21 protein-coding genes are annotated in these 20817 nt (G+C 32.7%); 1 reads left to right on the plus strand and 20 read right to left on the minus strand.

Annotated elements, in window-relative coordinates:
- Positions 1-78: 78 nt before the first annotated feature.
- The 10 genes from KTC94_RS07085 to KTC94_RS07130 form a co-directional block, all read right to left on the minus strand.
- Entirely contained in the window at positions 79-777 is a 699-nt protein-coding gene (locus KTC94_RS07085; RefSeq protein ID WP_216303163.1) for a FadR/GntR family transcriptional regulator, read from the minus strand.
- 630 nt (positions 778-1407) lie between these two features.
- Positions 1408-2163 carry a DeoR/GlpR family DNA-binding transcription regulator gene (locus KTC94_RS07090; protein ID WP_216303164.1) on the minus strand — a complete coding sequence of 252 codons (756 nt, stop codon included), beginning with the start codon at positions 2161-2163 and terminating at the stop codon, positions 1408-1410.
- 96 nt (positions 2164-2259) lie between these two features.
- The gene (locus tag KTC94_RS07095; RefSeq protein ID WP_216303165.1) at positions 2260-3855 is read right to left on the minus strand and encodes a solute:sodium symporter family transporter; all 1596 of its coding nucleotides are present in this window, start codon (positions 3853-3855) and stop codon (positions 2260-2262) included.
- Between the two features lie 26 nt (positions 3856-3881).
- On the minus strand, positions 3882-4778 hold the full coding sequence (gene iolE / locus KTC94_RS07100) for a myo-inosose-2 dehydratase (protein WP_220286536.1): 897 nt from the start codon (positions 4776-4778) through the stop codon (positions 3882-3884).
- Positions 4779-4796: 18 nt separating this feature from the next.
- Positions 4797-5810 (minus strand): inositol 2-dehydrogenase, encoded by a 1014-nt coding sequence (gene iolG, locus KTC94_RS07105; protein ID WP_216304652.1) that lies wholly within the window; start codon positions 5808-5810, stop codon positions 4797-4799.
- Positions 5811-5829: 19 nt separating this feature from the next.
- Positions 5830-7764: a 3D-(3,5/4)-trihydroxycyclohexane-1,2-dione acylhydrolase (decyclizing) gene (gene iolD, locus KTC94_RS07110; protein ID WP_220319963.1), complete on the minus strand. Its 1935-nt coding sequence runs from the start codon at positions 7762-7764 to the stop codon at positions 5830-5832.
- A 35-nt stretch (positions 7765-7799) separates the two neighbouring features.
- Positions 7800-8588 carry a 5-deoxy-glucuronate isomerase gene (locus KTC94_RS07115; protein ID WP_220319962.1) on the minus strand — a complete coding sequence of 263 codons (789 nt, stop codon included), beginning with the start codon at positions 8586-8588 and terminating at the stop codon, positions 7800-7802.
- 11 nt (positions 8589-8599) lie between these two features.
- Positions 8600-9616: a 5-dehydro-2-deoxygluconokinase gene (iolC, locus tag KTC94_RS07120; protein ID WP_220319961.1), complete on the minus strand. Its 1017-nt coding sequence runs from the start codon at positions 9614-9616 to the stop codon at positions 8600-8602.
- Between the two features lie 9 nt (positions 9617-9625).
- Positions 9626-10471 carry a class II fructose-bisphosphate aldolase gene (locus tag KTC94_RS07125; RefSeq protein WP_220319960.1) on the minus strand — a complete coding sequence of 282 codons (846 nt, stop codon included), beginning with the start codon at positions 10469-10471 and terminating at the stop codon, positions 9626-9628.
- Positions 10472-11635: an iron-containing alcohol dehydrogenase gene (locus KTC94_RS07130; RefSeq protein WP_220319959.1), complete on the minus strand. Its 1164-nt coding sequence runs from the start codon at positions 11633-11635 to the stop codon at positions 10472-10474.
- Between the two features lie 222 nt (positions 11636-11857).
- Here KTC94_RS07130 and KTC94_RS07135 point away from each other — a divergent pair, with 222 nt between their 5' ends.
- Complete coding sequence (locus KTC94_RS07135; protein ID WP_220286403.1) at positions 11858-13429, plus strand: acyl CoA:acetate/3-ketoacid CoA transferase; 1572 nt, start codon at positions 11858-11860, stop codon at positions 13427-13429.
- Between the two features lie 79 nt (positions 13430-13508).
- On the opposite strand, the gene KTC94_RS07140 is transcribed toward KTC94_RS07135, so the two are convergent.
- The 10 genes from KTC94_RS07140 to KTC94_RS07185 all read right to left on the minus strand — a co-directional run bounded on the left by KTC94_RS07140 (position 13509) and on the right by KTC94_RS07185 (position 20803).
- Positions 13509-13961 (minus strand): cupin domain-containing protein, encoded by a 453-nt coding sequence (locus KTC94_RS07140; protein WP_220286404.1) that lies wholly within the window; start codon positions 13959-13961, stop codon positions 13509-13511.
- Between the two features lie 36 nt (positions 13962-13997).
- The gene (gene eutH, locus KTC94_RS07145; RefSeq protein ID WP_216303440.1) at positions 13998-15095 is read right to left on the minus strand and encodes an ethanolamine utilization protein EutH; all 1098 of its coding nucleotides are present in this window, start codon (positions 15093-15095) and stop codon (positions 13998-14000) included.
- A gap of 73 nt (positions 15096-15168) precedes the next feature.
- Positions 15169-15711 (minus strand): BMC domain-containing protein, encoded by a 543-nt coding sequence (locus tag KTC94_RS07150; RefSeq protein ID WP_216303439.1) that lies wholly within the window; start codon positions 15709-15711, stop codon positions 15169-15171.
- Between the two features lie 42 nt (positions 15712-15753).
- On the minus strand, positions 15754-16032 hold the full coding sequence (locus KTC94_RS07155; protein WP_165411581.1) for a EutN/CcmL family microcompartment protein: 279 nt from the start codon (positions 16030-16032) through the stop codon (positions 15754-15756).
- A gap of 45 nt (positions 16033-16077) precedes the next feature.
- Positions 16078-16842, minus strand: a complete 765-nt coding sequence (locus tag KTC94_RS07160; protein WP_220286406.1) for a hypothetical protein — start codon at positions 16840-16842, stop codon at positions 16078-16080.
- Positions 16843-16939: 97 nt separating this feature from the next.
- On the minus strand, positions 16940-17566 hold the full coding sequence (gene eutD, locus KTC94_RS07165) for an ethanolamine utilization phosphate acetyltransferase EutD (protein WP_165411579.1): 627 nt from the start codon (positions 17564-17566) through the stop codon (positions 16940-16942).
- Positions 17567-17579: 13 nt separating this feature from the next.
- Positions 17580-18335, minus strand: coding sequence for a cobalamin adenosyltransferase (locus KTC94_RS07170; protein ID WP_216303437.1), 756 nt, complete (start codon positions 18333-18335; stop codon positions 17580-17582).
- An 85-nt stretch (positions 18336-18420) separates the two neighbouring features.
- Positions 18421-18717, minus strand: coding sequence for an ethanolamine utilization microcompartment protein EutM (gene eutM, locus KTC94_RS07175; RefSeq protein ID WP_165411577.1), 297 nt, complete (start codon positions 18715-18717; stop codon positions 18421-18423).
- A gap of 47 nt (positions 18718-18764) precedes the next feature.
- A complete protein-coding gene (locus tag KTC94_RS07180) occupies positions 18765-20210 on the minus strand; it encodes an acetaldehyde dehydrogenase (acetylating) (RefSeq protein WP_216303449.1) in 1446 nt (481 codons plus the stop codon).
- Positions 20211-20224: 14 nt separating this feature from the next.
- Positions 20225-20803, minus strand: coding sequence for a BMC domain-containing protein (locus KTC94_RS07185; RefSeq protein WP_220286407.1), 579 nt, complete (start codon positions 20801-20803; stop codon positions 20225-20227).
- Between the last annotated feature and the right edge of the window lie 14 nt (positions 20804-20817).

A 20817-nucleotide genomic window follows, 5' to 3' on the forward strand; every position in this document is an offset into this window, starting at 1 on the left:
ATTCAAAAATTTAAAAGCGAGGGTAATATTTGTTATTACTCTCACTTTTTGCTTTGGACAAAATTATATGTTTTGAAATCATTTTATTTTACTCATATACCTATTTGCAAAATCTAAATGTTCCCGCATTGCTTTTCTAGCATCAGCTGAGCTATGTTTTTCCATAGATAAATATATCTCATTGTGCTGAGAAAAAAGTATTTCTTTATTTTCTGGATCAACTAATATTAATTTTCTTGCATCCTTAATAAAATGATCTACAAGCGTTGAAACTGTTTTAAGAATGTTAAATACTAAAACATTGCCCGAGCACTCAGCAATCTTATAATGAAATTCTTTATCAATTTCAACATTAGTATTCTCATCCGCACAATTCATAAATCTTTGAGTAAGCTCTTTTAACTCTTTTAGTTGTTCACTTGTTATCCTATTCGCAGCAAGGCCTGAAGCCTCCACCTCCACAATCTTTCTAAGCTCCCATATCTCTTCTGGATTGCTTCCCTCTAACATAAACATAATTGATAGCGGTTCAAATAATTTATCTTGAAAATTTGCTTTTATATAACTACCTTCTCCTTGTCTGCACTCTATAAGTCCAATGACTTCTAATGTTCTAAGCGCTTCACGGATAGAAGCCCTGCTTACCTTTAATTGCTCCACTAAATTCCTCTCTGAAGGAAGTTTGTCACCCTTTTTAAGCGTGCCTTTATCAATCATATTTTTTATTTGATCTATTACCTGTTCATAAACTTTTGTGTTTTTTATTGGACTAAACATTTTGTTCCCCCTGTATATCTCTACAAATAGTTAAATATAAACTTTACATTTTTTTCCATTATGCTTCTTCTAATATTCAAAACCCACACATTGTATACATTTTATTCAAATTCCACATAATATATACATTATAACATAATATATGTATTGCAACGTAATAATTATAGTTTCATAATACTTCAAAAAATTTCTTAATAACTATATATAATTGTGGATTGGCATAATAAACATCATCAGAGTGGATTAAAAAACCGACAAGACTCATACAGTCTTATCGGTTAAATTATCACCTTCGTAGCTGCTCATCATCTTGGACGCTGCAAAATTAATCTTACAGTTTAAATTTTGAACCATGCTATTCAGTTTTCCCGCTAATTTGGATTGATTTTCAGAAGCAAAGCCTTCTCACATAAATTTTTAATGCGATGCCTTTAATTTCAGTATTTATGGTTGAAAAATAGAAGACATCCCCTTATTTGGCATAATTGAATGACAACAAACAAAAACCAAAAGGGGATGTTCTTTATGAATATAATTATAACAAAAAATTATACTGAAAAACAGTTTAATTTGATAAATTTTTTATTATTTTTATTATAATCCTCAATATTTAAAAATGCCCTTGAACCATTATTCAGAGAAAATAAAATTTATTTTATTTTCTTCAAAAAATTCTATATATTTTTCAGATGGTTTTCTATCTGTTATAAGATAATCTATATCTGTTAATTGACAATAAGTCATAAGTGATGAAACTTCAAATTTAGACGAATCTGCTAACAAATACAACTCATTACTCTTTTCTACTATAATTTTTTTAATTTTATATTCTAATGGTGAAGAATTTGTGGCTCCATTAGATATAGAAATACCTGAAGCAGCCATAAATGCTTTATTTATATTATAATCTTTGAATATTGTAAGAGTATTTATCACCTCAAAAGAATTTGTTTTTCTTATTAACCTTCCTCCCGTACAAATAACATTTAAATTTGGAAAAGGGAGTGCGATTATTATAACATTCAAACTATTCGTCAGTATAGTTACATCATTTTTGTTTTTTAAGAAGTCTATCATATTAATTGTTGTTGTCCCAGAATCAATGAATATTACATCTCCATCATTTACAAATTCAGATGCAACCTTAGCTATTGCCATTTTTTCATAATTATTTTTAATGTTTCTTTCTTCGAAAGGAATTATTTCTTTAATAATAGCTGTTACTCCTCCATAAACTTTTTTTACACTCCCTTTTTTTACAAGTTCATTTATATATCGGCGAATTGTATTTTTAGAGATTTTAAAAATATCGCATAATGAATCTAAAGTGACTGATTCATTTCTTAATATATATTCCTCAATTTCTTTGATTCTATTAATTTTCATAATCAATTATCCTTTCGCACATGATTTTTCTAGGCGATAGATTGTAATTTCAGTATTTATAGCAAAAACCCATAAGAACATTCTCTTATTTCTTTTTTATCTAGCAAGTCCTAGTGGTGAAAATAATATATACATTCCGATCATACAAATTACAACAGCTATTCCAATACACTTTCCATATTTCCAAGGTGTTAAATCAACTTTACTTTCATCATCTTGAATTTTGAATGGTATTTCCATCGGTTTTAATTTACCAATTAATAACATTATTAAAATATCCAAGAAAAATAAACCACTCAATACGTATAAAAAATTAACATCAGCAAATAAAAATTTAGAAATCGTATAGGCTATAATATGAAAAATCATTGTTACTTTTGCGGCTAAGGCAGGAACACGTTTTGTATAGAAGCCAAGCAGAATAATTGCTAGTAATGGCATATTATAAAAGCCATTGTATTCTTGAAGGAAAGTATACAAACCTGCTGGTGCATAAGCAATAAAAGGGGCTACAACTATTGAAACTATTGCTACAAATGCTGTCACTATTTTCCCAACCTTAACAACTTCTTTGTCAGAAGCTTTAGGACGAATTATTGGTTTATAAAAGTCTAATGCGAATAGGGTTGAAGTACTATTTAAAGCTCCTGCGAAAGAACTTAAAATAGCTCCAAAAATTACTGCTCCGAAAATACCATAAGCCCATGTTGGAAGTACTGCCGTGACTAAAGATGGGTACGCATCATCAGCTACTTTTAGTGTCTTTCCAAACATATTATATGCAATAATCCCCGGAAAAACTAAAAATAAAGCTCCAAAAATTTTAAAAAAGCCTACATATAAAGCACCCTTTTGTGCTTCTTTGAGATTCTTTCCAGCTAATGCTTTTTGAACAATCATTTGATTAGTACACCAATAAAATAGATTATTGAAAAACATCCCGAGGAACAATGTCGGCCAAGGAATCAATTTTGAATCAAGTGCTCCGATAGCATTTAATTTGTCTGGAGTTCGCTGGATTATTAATTGAATTCCTCCAGTGAAACTACCGTTACCGAGCAAGATTAATCCTAAAATTGGAATTGAAATACCTCCAACAATTAAACCAACACCATAAATCGTATCACTAAAGGCACTTAAAGAAATTCCTCCAATCAACACATACAAGAGTCCAACCAAGCCAATAAATGCTGCTACAATTATAATTGCAACTTGGCCATTTACATTTAATAACTTATCTATATGGAAAAGTTTATTAAAAACTAACGCTCCTGAAAACAATACGACCGGTAAAAAAGTAACTGTATAACTTACTAGAAACAAAAATGATATAATTCTTTTAGTCGTTGTATCATAACGAATTTCAATAAAATCAGAAATAGTACTAATTCCATGTTTTAAGTATTTAGGTAAGAAAACAAACGCCAGTAGCACACAAGCAAAAGCAGCTGTAACCTCCCAAGCCATTACCTCCATTCCAGCTACGTAACTTTGGCCATTTTGTCCAACAATTTGCTCTGTAGATAGATTCGTCATTAGAATTGTTCCAGCAATTGTTATTCCTGTTAGGCTTCGTCCTCCAAGGAAATAACCATCCGCATCATCTTTGTTAATTAATTGTGATTTTTTCCAAGCAATAAACCATACAGTTGCAACGATAGCCATAAATGTAATTCCTGAAAAGAGATTCATTAAGTCACCCCCTTTTTGTAATAGGATTATGCTCCGCATATATCTTTAATATATTTTCTTGCTTTTACTGCATATTCAAATGGATTTGCCTTTGCTGGGTCTTGCTCTGCTTCCACCAATAGCCAACCCTCATAATTATTGTCTGCTAAAATTTTGAATATTGGCTTAAAATCAATGCTTCCATCACCTGGCACTGTAAAAGCTCCTAATCGAACTCCTTTTAAGAAACTAAGTTTTTCATCTTTAACCTTTTTTACTATTTCCGGTCTAATATCTTTTAAATGAACATGCTTGATTCTATTTATATATTTTTTAAGTATTGCTATATGATCCTCACCTGAATATACTAAATGACCTGAATCAAATAACAAGTAAACTAAATTTTCATAAGTAATACTCATAAGCTTATCTATCTCTTTTGTTGTTTGTACTCCTGTTCCCATATGATGATGGTAAACCATTTTCATTCCCTTATCTTGAGCTAACTTTCCTAGCTTGTTTAATCCATTTCCAAGCAGCTTCCATTCTTCCTCATTAAAATGGTACTTCCCATCAAACACTGGAGTATCTAGTTCACCTTGTACGCTATGTCCTTGCTCAGCTACAACGATTACATCAGCCCCAAGATCATGTAGAAAATCTCTATGCTTAACAAATTCTGCCTCAGTTTCTTCATATGGTTTCGTAGTTAAGAACGAACTAAACCAAGCACTTGCAATTTCCAACCCTCTAAGCTCTAAAGCCTTTTTTAAAACTTTAACATCCTTTGGATACTTATTTCCGACCTCTGTTCCTTGGAAACCGGCTAATGCGGCTTCACTCAAGCACTGATCAAAAGTATTTTCTTTTCCTAAATCTGGCATATCATCATTTGTCCATGCAATTGGAGCAATACCTAATTTGACCTTTTTACTATTTAACATAATTAACACCCCTCATAATTAAAATTTAATTTCAGATAATTTAACTGGTCTGTTCTCATGTAATGATTTTGTAGCAGCTTCACCAATTAATACAGCTTGTAACCCATCTTCACCATCTACAGGTGTATCTGTATTATTTACAATTGCGTCAATAAATTCTGTTACTTCCTGCGCATAAGCCTGCATATATCTTTCTAGGAAGAAGAATAATGGTTTTTCTCCTGTAACACCATTTTCATTTGATATTACTGCCGATGAAGTGCTATCATTTGCTATTGAAACCTGACCTAATGATCCAAACACTTCAGCCCTTTGATCATATCCATAAGCTGACTGCCTTGAGTTATCAATTACTGCTAAAGTTCCGTTTTGCATCTTTAATGTTATAATAGCTGTATCAATGTCCCCAGCTTCGCCTATAGCGTTGTCTATCAATACATTACCGAGTGCATAAACTTCTTCAACTTCACTATCTAAAAGATATCTAGCCATATCAAAATCATGAATTGTCATATCTAAGAACATGCCACCAGAAATCTTCACATAATCTATTGAAGGTGGCTCAGGATCTCTTGAAGTTATTTTCAAAATATGAGGTTCTCCAATTTTTCCACTAGCAACCGCATTCTTAATTGATTTAAAGTTGTGGTCAAATCTTCTATTAAACCCTACTTGATACTTAACCTTAGATTTACCTAATTCATTAATGACTTCTTTTATTCTAGTTAAATCATGATCAATTGGTTTTTCACAGAAAACATGCTTTCCTGCTCTTATTGCTTCTATTGAGATTGGTGAGTGTGTATCTGTTGAGGAGCAAATTAATACTGCATCAATTTCTGGATCTTCTAATATTTTTTTATAGTCAGTATATACCTCAAGTATTCCCTTACTCTTTGCCCATTCTCTTGTAGCATCGTTTAAGTATGCATCAGCAATTGATTTAATTTCAGCATTTTTAACATATTTTGATATACTTTCTCCATGTACCTTCCCAATTCTTCCTACACCAATAATTCCAACCTTTAACATAATAACATCTCTCCCCGTTTTAATATTTTCTTACATTTGTAAGATTATCTGTTTTGTTAATGTACGCATTTTTTATTGAATCTTTATCAGAAACCTCAGCAACTCCTACATGCCACCAAGACTCATAACCGTTTGTCATTGTTTTTGGAAGTGTTTTTATATCTATTAAAGTAGATCTAGTTTGTTTTTTTGCATCTACTAGCGCTTCTTTAAGCTCTTCTATTGTTTTGACTGTATAGCTTTTTACTCCATACCCTTGTGCACATTTTGCAAAATCTATTGGAATCAATCCACCATTAAGCTTGCCGCTTTTTTCATTTCTATATCTAAACTCTGTTCCAAAACTGCCCATTCCATTTCCCATTTCTAGATTGTTAATGCAACCAAATCCGCTGTTATCGAATAGTAATACATTTATCTTCTTGTTTTCTTGAATAGACGTTATTAATTCCGAATGAAGCATTAAGTAACTTCCATCACCAACAAATGCATATACTTCTTTATTAGGTTCTGCAAGCTTCACTCCTAAAGCTCCTGATATTTCGTATCCCATACATGAATAACCATATTCCATGTGGTAGCTATACTTATCTCTTGAAGTCCATAACTTTTGTAAATCGCCTGGTAAACTTCCTGCAGCACCCACTACAACATAATCTTTTTTAAGAAAATTATTAATTTCACCTATAACTGTGGTTTGTGGAAGAGCTTCTCCGCAAAGTTCATAAAATTCTCTTAAGCTTGCTTCATTTTGTCCTAGCATTTCAGGTTTGAAATTATCTTCACTATATTTTATACTATATAATCTCTCAATTTCTTTTCCCCATTTATTTTTGGCATCAGAAATCTCCTTGTTATACTCGCTTTTATATCCTTTTTCAATAAGCTTATATCTAAGTTGTTCTAAATTAACCAATACATCCCCGACCACTTTAGTAGCATCCATTTTAGTTGCATTATATCTAGATGTATTTATTGTCAAGAATTGAACTTCATCATTCTTAAACAATCCTTTAGAAGCTGTTGTAAAATCTGTAAATCTTGTTCCAAGTCCTATTATGAGGTCTGCATCTTTAGCTATAAGATTTGCAGCAAGGGTACCTGTAACTCCAATACCTCCTAGATTCAGATAATGGGTTGATTCTACTGCACTTTTTCCTGCCTGCGTTTCTGCAATAGGTATATTAAATTCCTGCGCAAATTTCTTTAGTTCTTCACCTGCTTCTGAATATTTGGCTCCTCCGCCACAAATGATTAATGGTTTTTTCTTTCTAGCTATTAAACTTATAGCATCTTCTAGTTCTAAATCCGTAGCTTTTCTTCTTTCAATTCTATGCACTCTCTTCTTGAAAAAATATTCTGGATAATCGTAAGCCTCTCCTTGAACATCCTGTGGCAGTGCAATACATACTGCGCCAGTATCTCCCTCATCTGTTAATACTCTCATTGCATTTATCATAGCTGACATCAATTGTTCTGGTCTGCTCACTCTATCCCAATATTTACTTACAGGTTTAAAAGCATCATTTGTAGTAATTGAAGCATCATAATCTTGTTCGACTTGTTGAAGTACAGGATCTGGCTGCCTTGTAGCAAATGTATCACCTGGAAATAATAATACAGGTATATTATTTGCTGTTGCTGTTGCGGCAGCAGTTACCATATTAGCAGATCCAGGACCTACCGATGATGTACATGCATATATTTTTTTCCTTCTTTTTTGCTTAGCGAAAGCCACAGCTGCTTGGGCCATGCCTTGTTCATTTCTACCTTGACGTACTATTAATTTGCCAGGATCTTGTTCTAATGCTTGACCAAGACCTAATACATTTCCATGTCCGAATATTGCGAAAATTCCTTCGATGAATCTTTCTTCTTTGCCATCAAAACTTACAAACTGGTTATTTAAAAATTTAACCACTGCTTGTGCAGTAGTCAGTCTAATTGTACCCATCTCAAACCCCCTTATATCTTAATCAATCATTTATACTATTTTTCTGGCCATATCTTAACATTTTTGTCCCAAAGCCAAGTATGATCTTTATCATCTATTCTGTCAGTCCATGGGTTATTATCTAAATGTCTTATCATCCAACAATAGTACATAGCATAACCTGGTGCAGCTGTTTGAGGATGAACAAGGCCTCCTTGAATTAAAGCAAAGCTTCTATCTGTTATCTTATAAGCATTTTCACCTATTAGACATAAACCAAATCCTTGAGGTTTATTAAATTTATAGTAATAAACTTCAGGTTGTGGATGATGATGTGGTGGGTAACTTGACCATTTACCAGGATAAGTAATAACTTCTCCCATTACCATGTTTGAATATGGTTCATTTTTATAATCAAATACTGTTCTAACTACTCTTCTTGCAGTACCATTCCATACCCCTTCACCAAATACTTCACTTTTACAATCTTCTGGATAATATAATTTTGCTTCAAAGGTATTTTTATTATCTGTATATTGAAGAAGTATTTCGCTTTCTTCTAAAATTTCTACTTGGACCTTTGTATCCTTTGGCACATGTAAACACCAAGGATCCTCATCAAATACTGAAGTTCTCTCTATTACTTTTTTATTTCCTGACCACCTAATTTCAAGTTTTCCTGTTAACATCAATACAGCCAATTCTTTGAAATGTGAATAGTACGTTTTAACTGAACCTTTTTTAAGTTTTGTTACAGCAATATCCATTAACATTTCTTTATTTTTACCGTTAATCTCGCATATTGTATTTTCACCGTATTTTAGATTACCTAAACTTTCTACCATTTAAATCCTCCTTATGATTTTACGACCATTTCACCATATTCCTCTTTGCTCTTTCTTATAAATTCATTAATCCCTTCGACTTTTGGCATTGCATCAGAGCAGCTGTGACTTGCAACTAACATTGAAGCTGAAGCACTACCAAACTCTAAGCAGTCAATAATATCCCATCCTTCAAGTAATCCATAAACAAATGCAGACCCATATGCATCCCCGCCACCAAAAGATTTAAGAAGTTTAACTGGGAAAGGCTTTATATTAAAGCTTTTTTTATCTGATGTATAAGCAGTTGATCCATCTTTTCCATGCTTTATAACAACAATTTTACTACCATAATTAAACCATCTATTAGCGGTTTCCTGATCGCTACTATCTTGTCCAATTATTGTTTGCGTTAAATCAAATTCTTCTCTTGACCCTATTATAACATCACTGTTTTTTGCGACTAGAGCATAATAAATTGCAATCTCATCCTTATTAGTCCATGAATATTCTCTATAATCAATATCGAAAATAACTACTGTATTATTTTTCTTTGCATACTCTAATGCCTTCAAGGTTGCTTCTCTTGACGGACTCTGAGATAAAGCAGTCCCAGATATTATAATAGCTTTAGTATTCTTAATATATTCTTCACTAATTTCGGAGGCTTCCAGCGCTAAATCTGCAACACCATTTCTGTACATTAAAATACTACTTTCAGTTGGACTAAGTATTTCAGTAAAAGTAAGTCCTAAATTTTCTCCATTTTTAGCAAAATAAATTTGCGTCGTATCTATTTCTTCATTTTTAAAATAGTTAATAACAAATTCACCAAACCTATCATTTGATACTTTACCAATAAACCCTACCTTTTTACCTAGTCTTGCAAGTCCAACTGCAGTATTAGCTGGTGACCCACCTAAATATTTTTTAAAAGTCGTACTTTCTGAAAGTGGCATATTTATATCAATAGGATTAAAATCAATTGCAGCTCTTCCGAGTGGCACAATATCAAATTCTCTACTATTATCAAATTTAATGTAACCCATTATTTCCCCCTATGCTTTGTTTTGACTTCCGAATATCTTAATATGCCTCTTTACATTAATATAAGCACCTTCTATTTCTTTCTCATGCAACTCGAAATAATCAACTTTTTCGGACTCTTCATATAACTTCCCAACATTTTCTTCAACTGAAGCAAATGTTGCTGTTGCTATATTAATTTTTCTAATTCCAAGACTTACACATTTTCTAAAATCGTCATCACTTATACCTGTTCCCCCATGCAATACTAATGGAACATCTACCCTTTTGTTTATTTTGTCTAATACATCAAAATTTAATTTTGGATTTTCTAAATATACTCCGTGAGCATTTCCTATTGCCACTGCTAATGCATCAACGCCTGTTGCATCGAAAAACTCCCTTGCCTCATCTACCCCAGTACACAAAACTGATATTTCTTCTAAGCCATCTTCACTACCGCCTACTCGTCCTATTTCAGCTTCTACGTCTGCATTATATTTTTTTGCTTCATCTATAACTTCTCTTGTTAACCTTATATTATCTTTCAGTGGATATTTTGAACCATCTATCATAACTGAAGTAAATCCAAGCTGGAGAGCTTCCTTTATCTTTTCTAAAGTTAAACCATGATCAAAATGTATAGCTACTGGTATTTTCGCTTTTTTTGCTCCTGCAACCATCATAGATCCTATTAACTCTAATGGCGATGCATTTAATCTTACTTCTGCAATTTGAATTATCATCGGAGAATTTAACTCTTCACCAGCCTTTATAGCACCGATTAACATTTCCATATTTGCTACGCTAAAAGATCCAACAGCATATTTTCCTTTTTCTGCTTTACTCAATAAATCCCGCATATTTACTAGTGGCATTTATTTCACCTGTTTCCATAATAATTTATAAATATTTATTATGTCTTCCTTTTCAGTCTTTCTTCTTGTATTTCCTGGGCTGCCACTGTCTAAAGCATCACCCGCCATTTTTTCTAAATTTTCAAAGAATTTTTGCTTATTAACACCAACCTCTTCAAGGGTTTGAATGTTTAAGTCTCTACATAGATCTCCAATTTCTTTTATAAAAGCTTGACCTGCTTCTATATCACTCTCACCTTTCTTATAGATGCCTATAGCTTTAGCTAAATCACAAAATCTTTCTGGTGTTCCAGATAATGCAAAATTCAAACAATCTTGCAACAATATAGCATTAGATAATCCATGTGGTACATGATAAAGTGCACCCACTGGTCTACTCATACCGTGAACTATTGTCACTGAAGAGTTATTAAAAGCAATTCCAGCTTCAAGTGCAGCTATTGACATTTCTGTTCTAGCTTCAACATCATTCCCATTTTGATAAGCTTTTAATAAATACTTAGTTATCCTTTTAACCGCAGAAAGAGCAAATGTATCTGACATTGTCTGCGATTTCTTTGATGTATATGCTTCGATTGCATGAGTTAATGCATCCAATCCTGTAGCTGCTGTTACGTTAGGTGGAGCTGTCGTTGTAAAAATCGGATCTATTATTGCTAAAGTTGGCATTAGATAAGATCCCTTTAACAACATTTTTATGTCCCTCTTTGTATCCGATATTATAGTGAACTGAGTTGCTTCTGAACCCGTTCCTGCTGTTGTAGGTAATGCAACTAGAGGAGGGGTTGCATTAGGAATCGTTTTCCCTAAATAATCATTAATTTCCCCTGTATTCGTTATCATAGCCCCTACAGCTTTCATTGTATCTATAGGGCTTCCTCCACCTAATCCAATTAAGAAATCACATTTTCCTTCTTTATAAGCTTTAGTTCCATCGTTTACCATGATATCTGTCGGTTCACTATTTACTTCACTATAGATCGCATATTCAATATTAATACTATCCAACATATCTGTTACTTTTTTTAAACTTCCAATCTTGACCATTACATCATCGGTTACAATTAAAGCTTTTTCCCCTAGCTGTTTAATGTTTTCGCCAGCTAGATTAAGTGCTTCCTTTCCAGTAATTATATATCTTGGTGTTAAAAACAAGTTGCTCATTATATAACCTCCCATGTTGTTGTTTTAATGTCACTTCTTAAGTATATTATGCGCAACTTAACCAATATATGTTAATAATAGTAGTATATTTAATTATTTTTTCACATTCATTATCATTATTATTTTCCCTGGAATATCCTAGACAACTGAATAATAGTTATAATTATGATGCTAATCTATATTAATAATTTTACAGTATACTGTGAAACGTGATGTAGTTCTATGAAAATATTAAAACCTAAAGAAGCTGCTGAGTTAGTAAAGGATGGCGATTATATTGTAACAGATGGATTTGTTGGCAGTTGTTGTCCTGAAACCCTTACTACAGCTTTAGAAAAGCGTTTTTTAGAAACTGGTAAGCCTATAAATTTAAATCTTATATACGCCGCTGCTCAGGGTAATCAAAATGGAAGAGGTGCAGATCATTTTGCACACGAAGGAATGACTAAAAGAGTAGTAGGTGGTCATTATAACATGGCACCTGCCCTAGGAAAATTAGCTGTAGAAAATAAAATAGAAGCCTATAATCTTCCACAAGGAACTCTTTCTCAGCTTTTTAGGGATATTGCTGGTAAAAGGGTCGGTACTATAACTCATGTAGGACTAAACACATTTGTTGACCCTAGAATTGAAGGAGGGAAATTAAATGATATTACAAAGGAGGATATTGTAAAGATAATTGAAATCGAAGGTGAGGAGAAGCTACTATATAAATCATTTCCAATTGATATCTGTTTTGTACGCGGTACATATGCAGATAAAAATGGTAATATTAGTCTAGAAAGAGAAATAGCTACTCTTGAAGCAACATCCATTACTCAAGCAACAAAAAACTGCGGTGGAATAGTTGTAGTTCAAGTTGAAAGAGTAGTAGCTGCTGGCACCCTTGATCCACGACTTGTGAAAATTCCTGGTATATATGTAGACTATGTTGTTGTTTCAAAACCAGAGGAACATGAGCAGACCGTTGGATTTGAATATAATCCAGCTTGTACAGGTGAAATAAAAGCAATAATGGATTCAATTGAAAATACACCTTTAGATATTAGGAAAATAATAGCAAGGAGAGCTGCCTTTGAGCTTAAATCTAATACTGTTGTAAATTTAGGAATTGGAATACCTGAGGTAATATCATTAGTTGCTAGTGAAGAAGGGATTTGCGATTATATGACACTTACAGTAGAAGCAGGAGCAGTTGGTGGATTGCCACAGGGTGGATTAGCTTTTGGTGCATCAGTAAATCCAGAAGCAATTCTAGACCAAGCATGCCAATTTGATTTTTATGATGGTGGTGGAGTTGATTTAGCATTCTTAGGATTAGCTCAAGTTGATAAAGACGGTAACTTAAATGTAAGTAAGTTTGGAACACGTGTTGCAGGATGCGGTGGCTTTATCAATATTACCCAAAATGCAAAAAAAGTTATATTCTGTGGAACATTTACAGCCCAAGGACTTAAACAAGAAATAAAAGATGGAAAGCTTGTTATCAAACAAGAAGGTAAGCTATTTAAATTTATTGATCAAGTTGAGCAAATTACTTTTAGTGGGAAATATGCACGAAAGGTAAATCAGCCAGTAATGTACATTACTGAAAGAGCTGTATTCGAACTTAAAAAGGATGGACTTTATCTTACTGAAATAGCACCAGGTATTGATTTGCAAAAGGATGTTTTAGATTTAATGGCTTTCAAGCCAAAAATGAATGATATTCCCAAACTTATGGATGAGCGTATTTTCTATGATAAACCAATGGGATTAATAGATTTTAGTTTATCAAGAGAGCAAGATATTTAATAAGATAAAGGCCTCATACTAAATTAATAGTATGAGGCTTTTTTTTTGTTTTGTTCTAAGTCTTTACCTTAAAAAATATCTACTTTATATCGGCCCAATTAGCAGGATATGTCACAAACATAAATTTTGCATAATCTGGAACACTGAATTGAATTTTTGAGTTTTTAGGAATTAAAATCATTTCCCCTTTATTGGCTACAACTTTTCTTCCATCAATATTTACTTCTAAAGTTCCCTCTATAACATAATCTATTTCATCATATTTTAATGTCCAATCAAAGCACGTTTCTTTCATTTCCATAAGACCGCATCCAAGTCTCGGACTTTCTTCTAATGTTAAAACATCTGTTAAAAGTACGTCATCTCCCTCTTTGCCAGTATCAAACTTACCCATTTTTACAGTGTCTAATTTTATTGACATTATACCACTAGGATCTACGTGCTTTTCAAATTCACATTTTTCCTTTGATAAACTTTCTGCTATGATTTTTCTAACCATGTCCTCAATTAATTTTGCATCTATATTTTCCATTTTAATTCCTCCATTCATTATTATCTTATAATGCTATTATGCTTGAACAGACTTATTTTTTTTATTTTTCGAAAGTATAAAACAAGCTAACGCAACCGCTGCAACTCCACCGACTAATTTTGCAACTATCATAGGGAATATCATTCCTTTTTCTACTCCAGCAACAAAACCTAAATGATCTCCAAATACAAAAGCTGCACTAACTGCAAATGCAACGTTTATTATCTTACCCCGTTCATCCATGTCTTTCATCATTCCAAACATTGGTATACTATTTGCAAGACTCGCCACCATACCTGCTGCTGAAATATCATTCATACCTAGTAATGAACCAAGCTTCATTAGAGGTTTTTTAAATACTTTCGTTATAACATAAACCATTGGGAAGGCTCCTGCGAGTACTATTGCAATAGAACCTACTATCTCAATACCTTCGGATAGTGGTGCCATTCCAGGTATAACAACTACTCCTGTTAAAGTTTCTATTATTATAGCTGCAAGACCTATTGTTATAAGCACAACTACACCTTTTCCAAAAACGGTAAAGCCTTTTATCATTTTTTCAGGAATTAACCATAATCCTACAGCAAGAAGTGCTGCAAATATTATTATTGGCACAAGATTTTTAAGTAACATTATTACTCCAAATCCAGCTACAAGTCCACCTATAAGCGCTCCTATAGGAATTGTTATTATCCCTGCAAGTACACCTGTTGCCAAAAATTTATGGTCTTCTTTTTTAATTATTCCAAGAGCAACTGGTATAGTAAATACAATAGTTGGTCCCATCATAGATCCTATAATTACGCCTGAGAAGCTTGCTGCTTGTGCTGTTTGTGCAAGTTCTTTTGCAAGAGGATATCCTCCCATATCACAAGCAAGTAAAGTAGTAGCAAACATAGATGGATCTGCTCCTAATGCAGTGTAAATTGGGACTACTACAGGTTTTAATACACTAGCAAGTACTGGTGCTAAACAAACTACACCAACCATAGCTATAGTTAATGAACCCATTGCCATAAATCCCTCTTCAAATTGTTCTCCTAAACCAAATTTATTTCCTATGCACTTATCTATTGCACCTAAAACCATGAAAACAACCATTATATATATAATAATTTCATTTATTCCCATTTTTTCTCCTTCCAGAAAATTATTTTTTGATCATATGTATTTTTTTAGAATTTATCTACATTGTTAACTATTATTATAAGCTACTGATTAGTTCCTTAGATGGTGATGGAATTACTATACTTGAAACTATTTTTTTCTCATCAATTTCTCTTAAAGCTTCTTTTACAGCTTCCTGCACAGAACTCACATCACCATATATAATAAAATAAGATTTTCCACCAATTAAAGTGCCGAGACTTAACTTAAAAAGCCTTACCTCCGCTGCTTTAAGCGCCTTATCTAAGATAAATATTCCAGAAACTACATTAGTGGTCTCCACTACTCCTATAGCTCCATTAGGTACTACTTTTATTTTATTTTTTAATGATTGTATAATATCCTTATGTACATTAGGAAGTAGAAAACTTCCTATCAAAAAACCTTTACTTTGATTCGTCCCCTTGTCTAAGGCTTCTTTAACAGATCCTACTTCTCCTGATATAAGTATCATAAATTTCCCTGGACAAATAGTTCTACAAAATACTAATTCTACCTCTGCTGCTTTTAGAACTACATCCGCTATTTCTATTCCTTTTGCAATACTTCTAAATTCCATCATTCCTAAAGTTTTAATCATAGATTCACTCCAAATAAATTTATTTATACGAGAAGTGCTTTATTATAGAAATTCTGCATCTACTTCTAAACTATCTATTATACCTACTATAACAGCATCCACAGGCACATCTTTTATATGCAGTGATGCGCTTGCAGCGCTACCTTTAGTCACTAATACACTATCCCCTATGCCAGCCCCTACTATATCTGCGGCAACAAAAATTCCGCTCCCCTCGCCGGCTGCAGCTTTAGATGGTTCTATCACTAAGAATTTTAATCCATTTAATTTTTCATCTTTTCTTGTAGCCCAAACATTGCCTATAACTTTACCAATAATCATTAACTGCCCCCCCCTTTTTATTTTTTAAAATGTTTTAGAATAACCCTAAACTCTATTTATCTTTAATCGTTTTATTCTTATAAAATCTTGAGCAAGTGGGGTTAATATAGCTTTTTTAATTAAGTTTACTTCCTTTATTCCGTTCATATATAATTTTCTAAGGTCTGATTCTGTAATCAGTCTTTTATTATTTATTTCTACTATTTGATGAGATTGCACAGTATCCTCTGAAACCGCTTTTTTAGCTTGTGATTCAGTTTTATTATGCATATCATCGATTACTATATTTGATTCTATTGAGCAGGATTTTTGCACTGATTCATCATTGCGATTAGCGCCCATTTGCATGCTTTTTAATAAATCCTTTTGATGGACTAAAGCAATTCCATAAGACATGATTTTGTGTTCATATTGATTATATAGATTATATAAAGCTTCATTAGACGTACTTAAATGTTTTCTGTACTGTATTCCCTCTTTTAATACATAAACCTTCTTACCGTTAAAAAGAGCCTCTACTATAAACGCTTGTACACCATTATTACATAACCCAAGCGCCATTGATGATAATCCTTTATTACATAAATTTGTAACTATTATATGCTCATAGTCTCTCAAATTTATATCTTCTTTATCATAAATATGAACCTCGTATTTATCTTCTACAAGCTCTTTAATCACTATTAACTCTTCTTCAGAGGAACTTATTACCAATACCTTTTCTTTATCCATTGCAGTACTATTTCTACTGCTAGGAATCCTCTTCATAACTTCCTTAGTGATCATATCTACTAATTTTTCTATATCCACTTAAATCACTTCCTTATATAAAAATTATAATGTTTAATACAGCTTAACATATAAGGTATATCATCTTATTTTTAAAATCATCTATAAAACAACAATTCTATTTTATAATTTTTGCAGTAGTGCCTTTATTATATCCACAGGCATTTGCCTCATCATAATCTATGTGCATAAATGTTCTAAATTCTTTCTTTACCCTAATTACAACATCATCAAAGATTAGCGGTCTTTCCCCAGAAACTTCAACTTTAACTATATCTTTATCACGAACCTTAAATAACTTTGCATCTTCTAATGTTAAATGTATATGACGTTTTGCAACTATTAACCCCTCTTTAATTGTTAAAGAAGCTTTTTCTGTAGATATGGTTACACCTGCACTACCCTGTAATTTTCCTGATTCACGAATTGGTGCTTTTACTCCTAAAATAACAGCATCACTCTTAGATATTTCAGCCTGTGTGTGTGTTCTTTCTGGTCCAAGTACAACTACATTTTTAATTGTTCCTTTAGGCCCAGTTAGGCTAACTCTTTCGTTGCAGCTATATTGACCTGGTTGTGATAATTTCTTTACCTCTGTTAATTTATAACCCTTACCAAATAATGTATCAATACTTTCTCTTGAAAGATGAACATGTTTTCCTGAAGCTTCCACTGTAATTTTAAATTTTTCATTTACTCTTTTTATGACTTCTTCTATAATGTATTCAATGTCTATACCGGTCACTGATGTGCCCCCTCTATTTATATTTTCCTGACAAAAACTTAAACATCATTATATATAAACAGCTGCTTAATCTATTTAAATATCTTATAATATCGTTTCTTGTTATCTCTGCGTCAATGTCTTTAAATGCCTTGAAACCACATATTTCAACTTCTCTTATATTACTTCTTATGGAATTAAGTCCAACAACTATTTCACCCATTTTATAATTAGGCATAAAATGATCCATATTAAAATATTTTTTAGGATTATGTGACATTTCCCTCAGGTCATTCTCACCAATTCCTAAAATAGAGAATTCCGGAAGATTTTCTTCTAATACTTCCGCCCTTAATATGTTACGTACAAAAGATAGAATCTCCTCTAAGTCTTTTGCTACTCCTTCATTTTGAAGTTTTGAAGCTATTACTTGAACTTCCAAAATTTTAGATTGAAGACTATCAAGTCTTCCTCTAAACTCTATTTTCCTATGATCTTTAGGTACTAATTTATTTCCATATAACTGTGTCATATGCTCTGGTTTTTCCTCTACATAACCACCCTTGAGGCAAATATATTTCGGGAAAATTTTTCCTTCATCTTCCTTTTCAGTTTTGGAATTACCTTGTTTCTTAGCACTCAATGTATCAACAATTATTAGTTTAATGTTTTTATCTTGTAGATACTGTTTTGCAGAGGGGGTAATAATAACACCCTTTACTACTTCGTATTCTTTAATATCTGTATTTTTAAGTTGTTTTCTTAGTTCACTTTCAGTTAACAAACTCATATAACTCACATCCCCTTGAGAAGATTGTATATAAGCATACTACCCCACAACCTTTTGAATTGTGGGGATAGTATGTTTTTAAATATTATTCTTCTATTACTTCTTTTACTTTTGGAAGTATTGCATCTACTTCAGCATGTGGTCTTGGAATTACATGAACAGAAACTAATTCTCCTACTCGTTCTGCAGCAGCAGCTCCAGCATCTGTAGCTGCTTTAACAGCTCCAACATCTCCTCTAACCATTACAGTTACGAGTCCTGCACCAATTTGCTCTTTTCCTACCAATGTAACATTTGCAGCTTTAACCATAGCATCTGCAGCTTCTATTGCACCTACGAGTCCTCTTGTTTCAACCATTCCTAATGCGTTTGTACTTGCCATTTTATATTCCTCCTAAAATTTTTTTTATCTATATTAATTTTATATAACTAGCTTTTCAATTTTTCCATGATTTTTTCTACTATTAGATTTATAGAGTCTTCATTTAAATCTTCTTTGCTAATATTAGAATTAACAGTGTTACTTCTATCTACTATATCCTCTATTTCACGGGTTCCATAAACCAATCTTCTTATATTCAATAAGTTCATAGGTCCAACATTATCAGAAGTTGCACTTCCGCCAACTGCTCCACAGCCTAAAGTTAAAGCTGGTACTAAGCTTGTAGTAGCTCCTATTCCACCTAGTGAACCTGGAGTATTAACTAATAATCTTGATACAGGTTTTTTAAGTGCAAATTCTCTAATTACAGCCTCATTATTTGAGTGTATTATAAGAGTATGCCCTGCTCCCTCATTGTTTAATATATCAATACATTTTTCACAAGCCTTTTCCCAAGTTTCTTCACAGAAGAAACCTAAAATTGGAGCTAACTTTTCTCTTGAGTATGGATACTTATGTCCTACATTTGTTTCTTCAGATATAAGTACTCTAGCTCCAGTAGGAACATTTAAGTTAGCCATTTTAGCTATAGCTTCAACACTTTTTCCTACTATTTGAGGATTCATTGAACCATTACTTCTAAGTATAAATCCTGCTAATCTATCAGCTTCTTCTCTATTTAAGAAATAAGCGCCCTGTGCTTTTAATTCAGAAACTACTTTGTCCTTAGAGCAAGCTTCAACTACTATAGATTGTTCTGAAGCACAGATAGTTCCATTATCAAAAGTCTTACTATCTAATATTCTCTTTACTGCTAAAGGAATATCTGCAGATTTTTCTATGAAAGCTGGTCCATTTCCTGGTCCTACTCCTATAGCTGGATTACCTGAGCTATAGGCTGCTTTAACCATAGGTGTACCACCAGTTGCGAGTATTAATGAAATATCACTATGTTTCATTAACTGATCTGTACCTTGCATAGTAGGTATAGACATGCATCCAATAGTTCCTTCTGGTGCTCCTGCAGCCACAGCTGCTTCAGATATTATTCTTACAGTTTCCAATATACATTTTTTACCCATTGGATGTGGTGAGAAAACTATTGAATTTCCTGCTTTTATAGATATCATAGCTTTATATATAGCTGTAGATGTAGGGTTAGTTGATGGAATAAGTCCTGCAACAACCCCTACTGGAACTGCCACCTCAACTAATTTTTTATCTTTATCTTCATTTATTATTCCTACAGTTTTTAAATCCTTTATATATTCATAAACTCCCTTACTAGCAAAAGTATTTTTCACAATCTTATCTTGCCATTTTCCAAAACCAGTTTCCTCTTCTGCCATTTTAGCTAATTTTTCAGCATTATTATAAGCTGAATCACTAATGGCTTTAACTATTCTGTCGATTTCGCTTTGGCTCATTTCGCCTAATTTCTTTTGTGCAATCTTTGCTTTAGCTATTAGGTCCCTAACTTCTTGAATTGACATTAAATCCTTATCCACTATTTACTCCTCCTTTGATAGAATAATACGATCTCTTCTACAAGCCTATCTTTTTTAGCAAACTTTATCTGTTTCTTAGTCATATTATCTAAGTCAAGACTTCTCGCTAATGTTCTGAGTTCATTTACTTTTTCACTCTCTAACTGCTCTTTTAGGCTTGTACTATTACTTAGAGTGTTATCTCCAAATTCTATCGCTTTAATCTCTTGTGTTTTTTTGTCTTGATTTACATTCTTGATTTTTTTACTTTCAACAACTAAAACCTCTTCACTACATTCCTTATGGTCACAATCCTTAGTGCTTGTATTTTCCACAATAGTGTTCCATACTGATAAGTCTGGTCCAGGAATTACATGAGCTACTACTAAAATATTTAACTTTGTCACAGCAATTTCAGCCGCTTCAACAGCTGCTTTAACTGAAGAAACATCACCCTTTATCTTTACTGTAACCAAACCACCATCAACTATTTCACAACCTATAAGATTTACATTAGATGTCTTAAGTGCCACATCTGCAGCTTCTATGGCACCAAGGTACCCATGTACCTCAATTAACCCTAATGCTCCCTTATACATTTAATTGCCTCACT

Origin of the sequence: Clostridium sp. CM028 (assembly GCF_030585565.1) — a bacterium.
In the GTDB taxonomy this organism is placed as follows: Bacteria; Bacillota; Clostridia; order Clostridiales; family Clostridiaceae; genus Clostridium_AD; species Clostridium_AD estertheticum_B.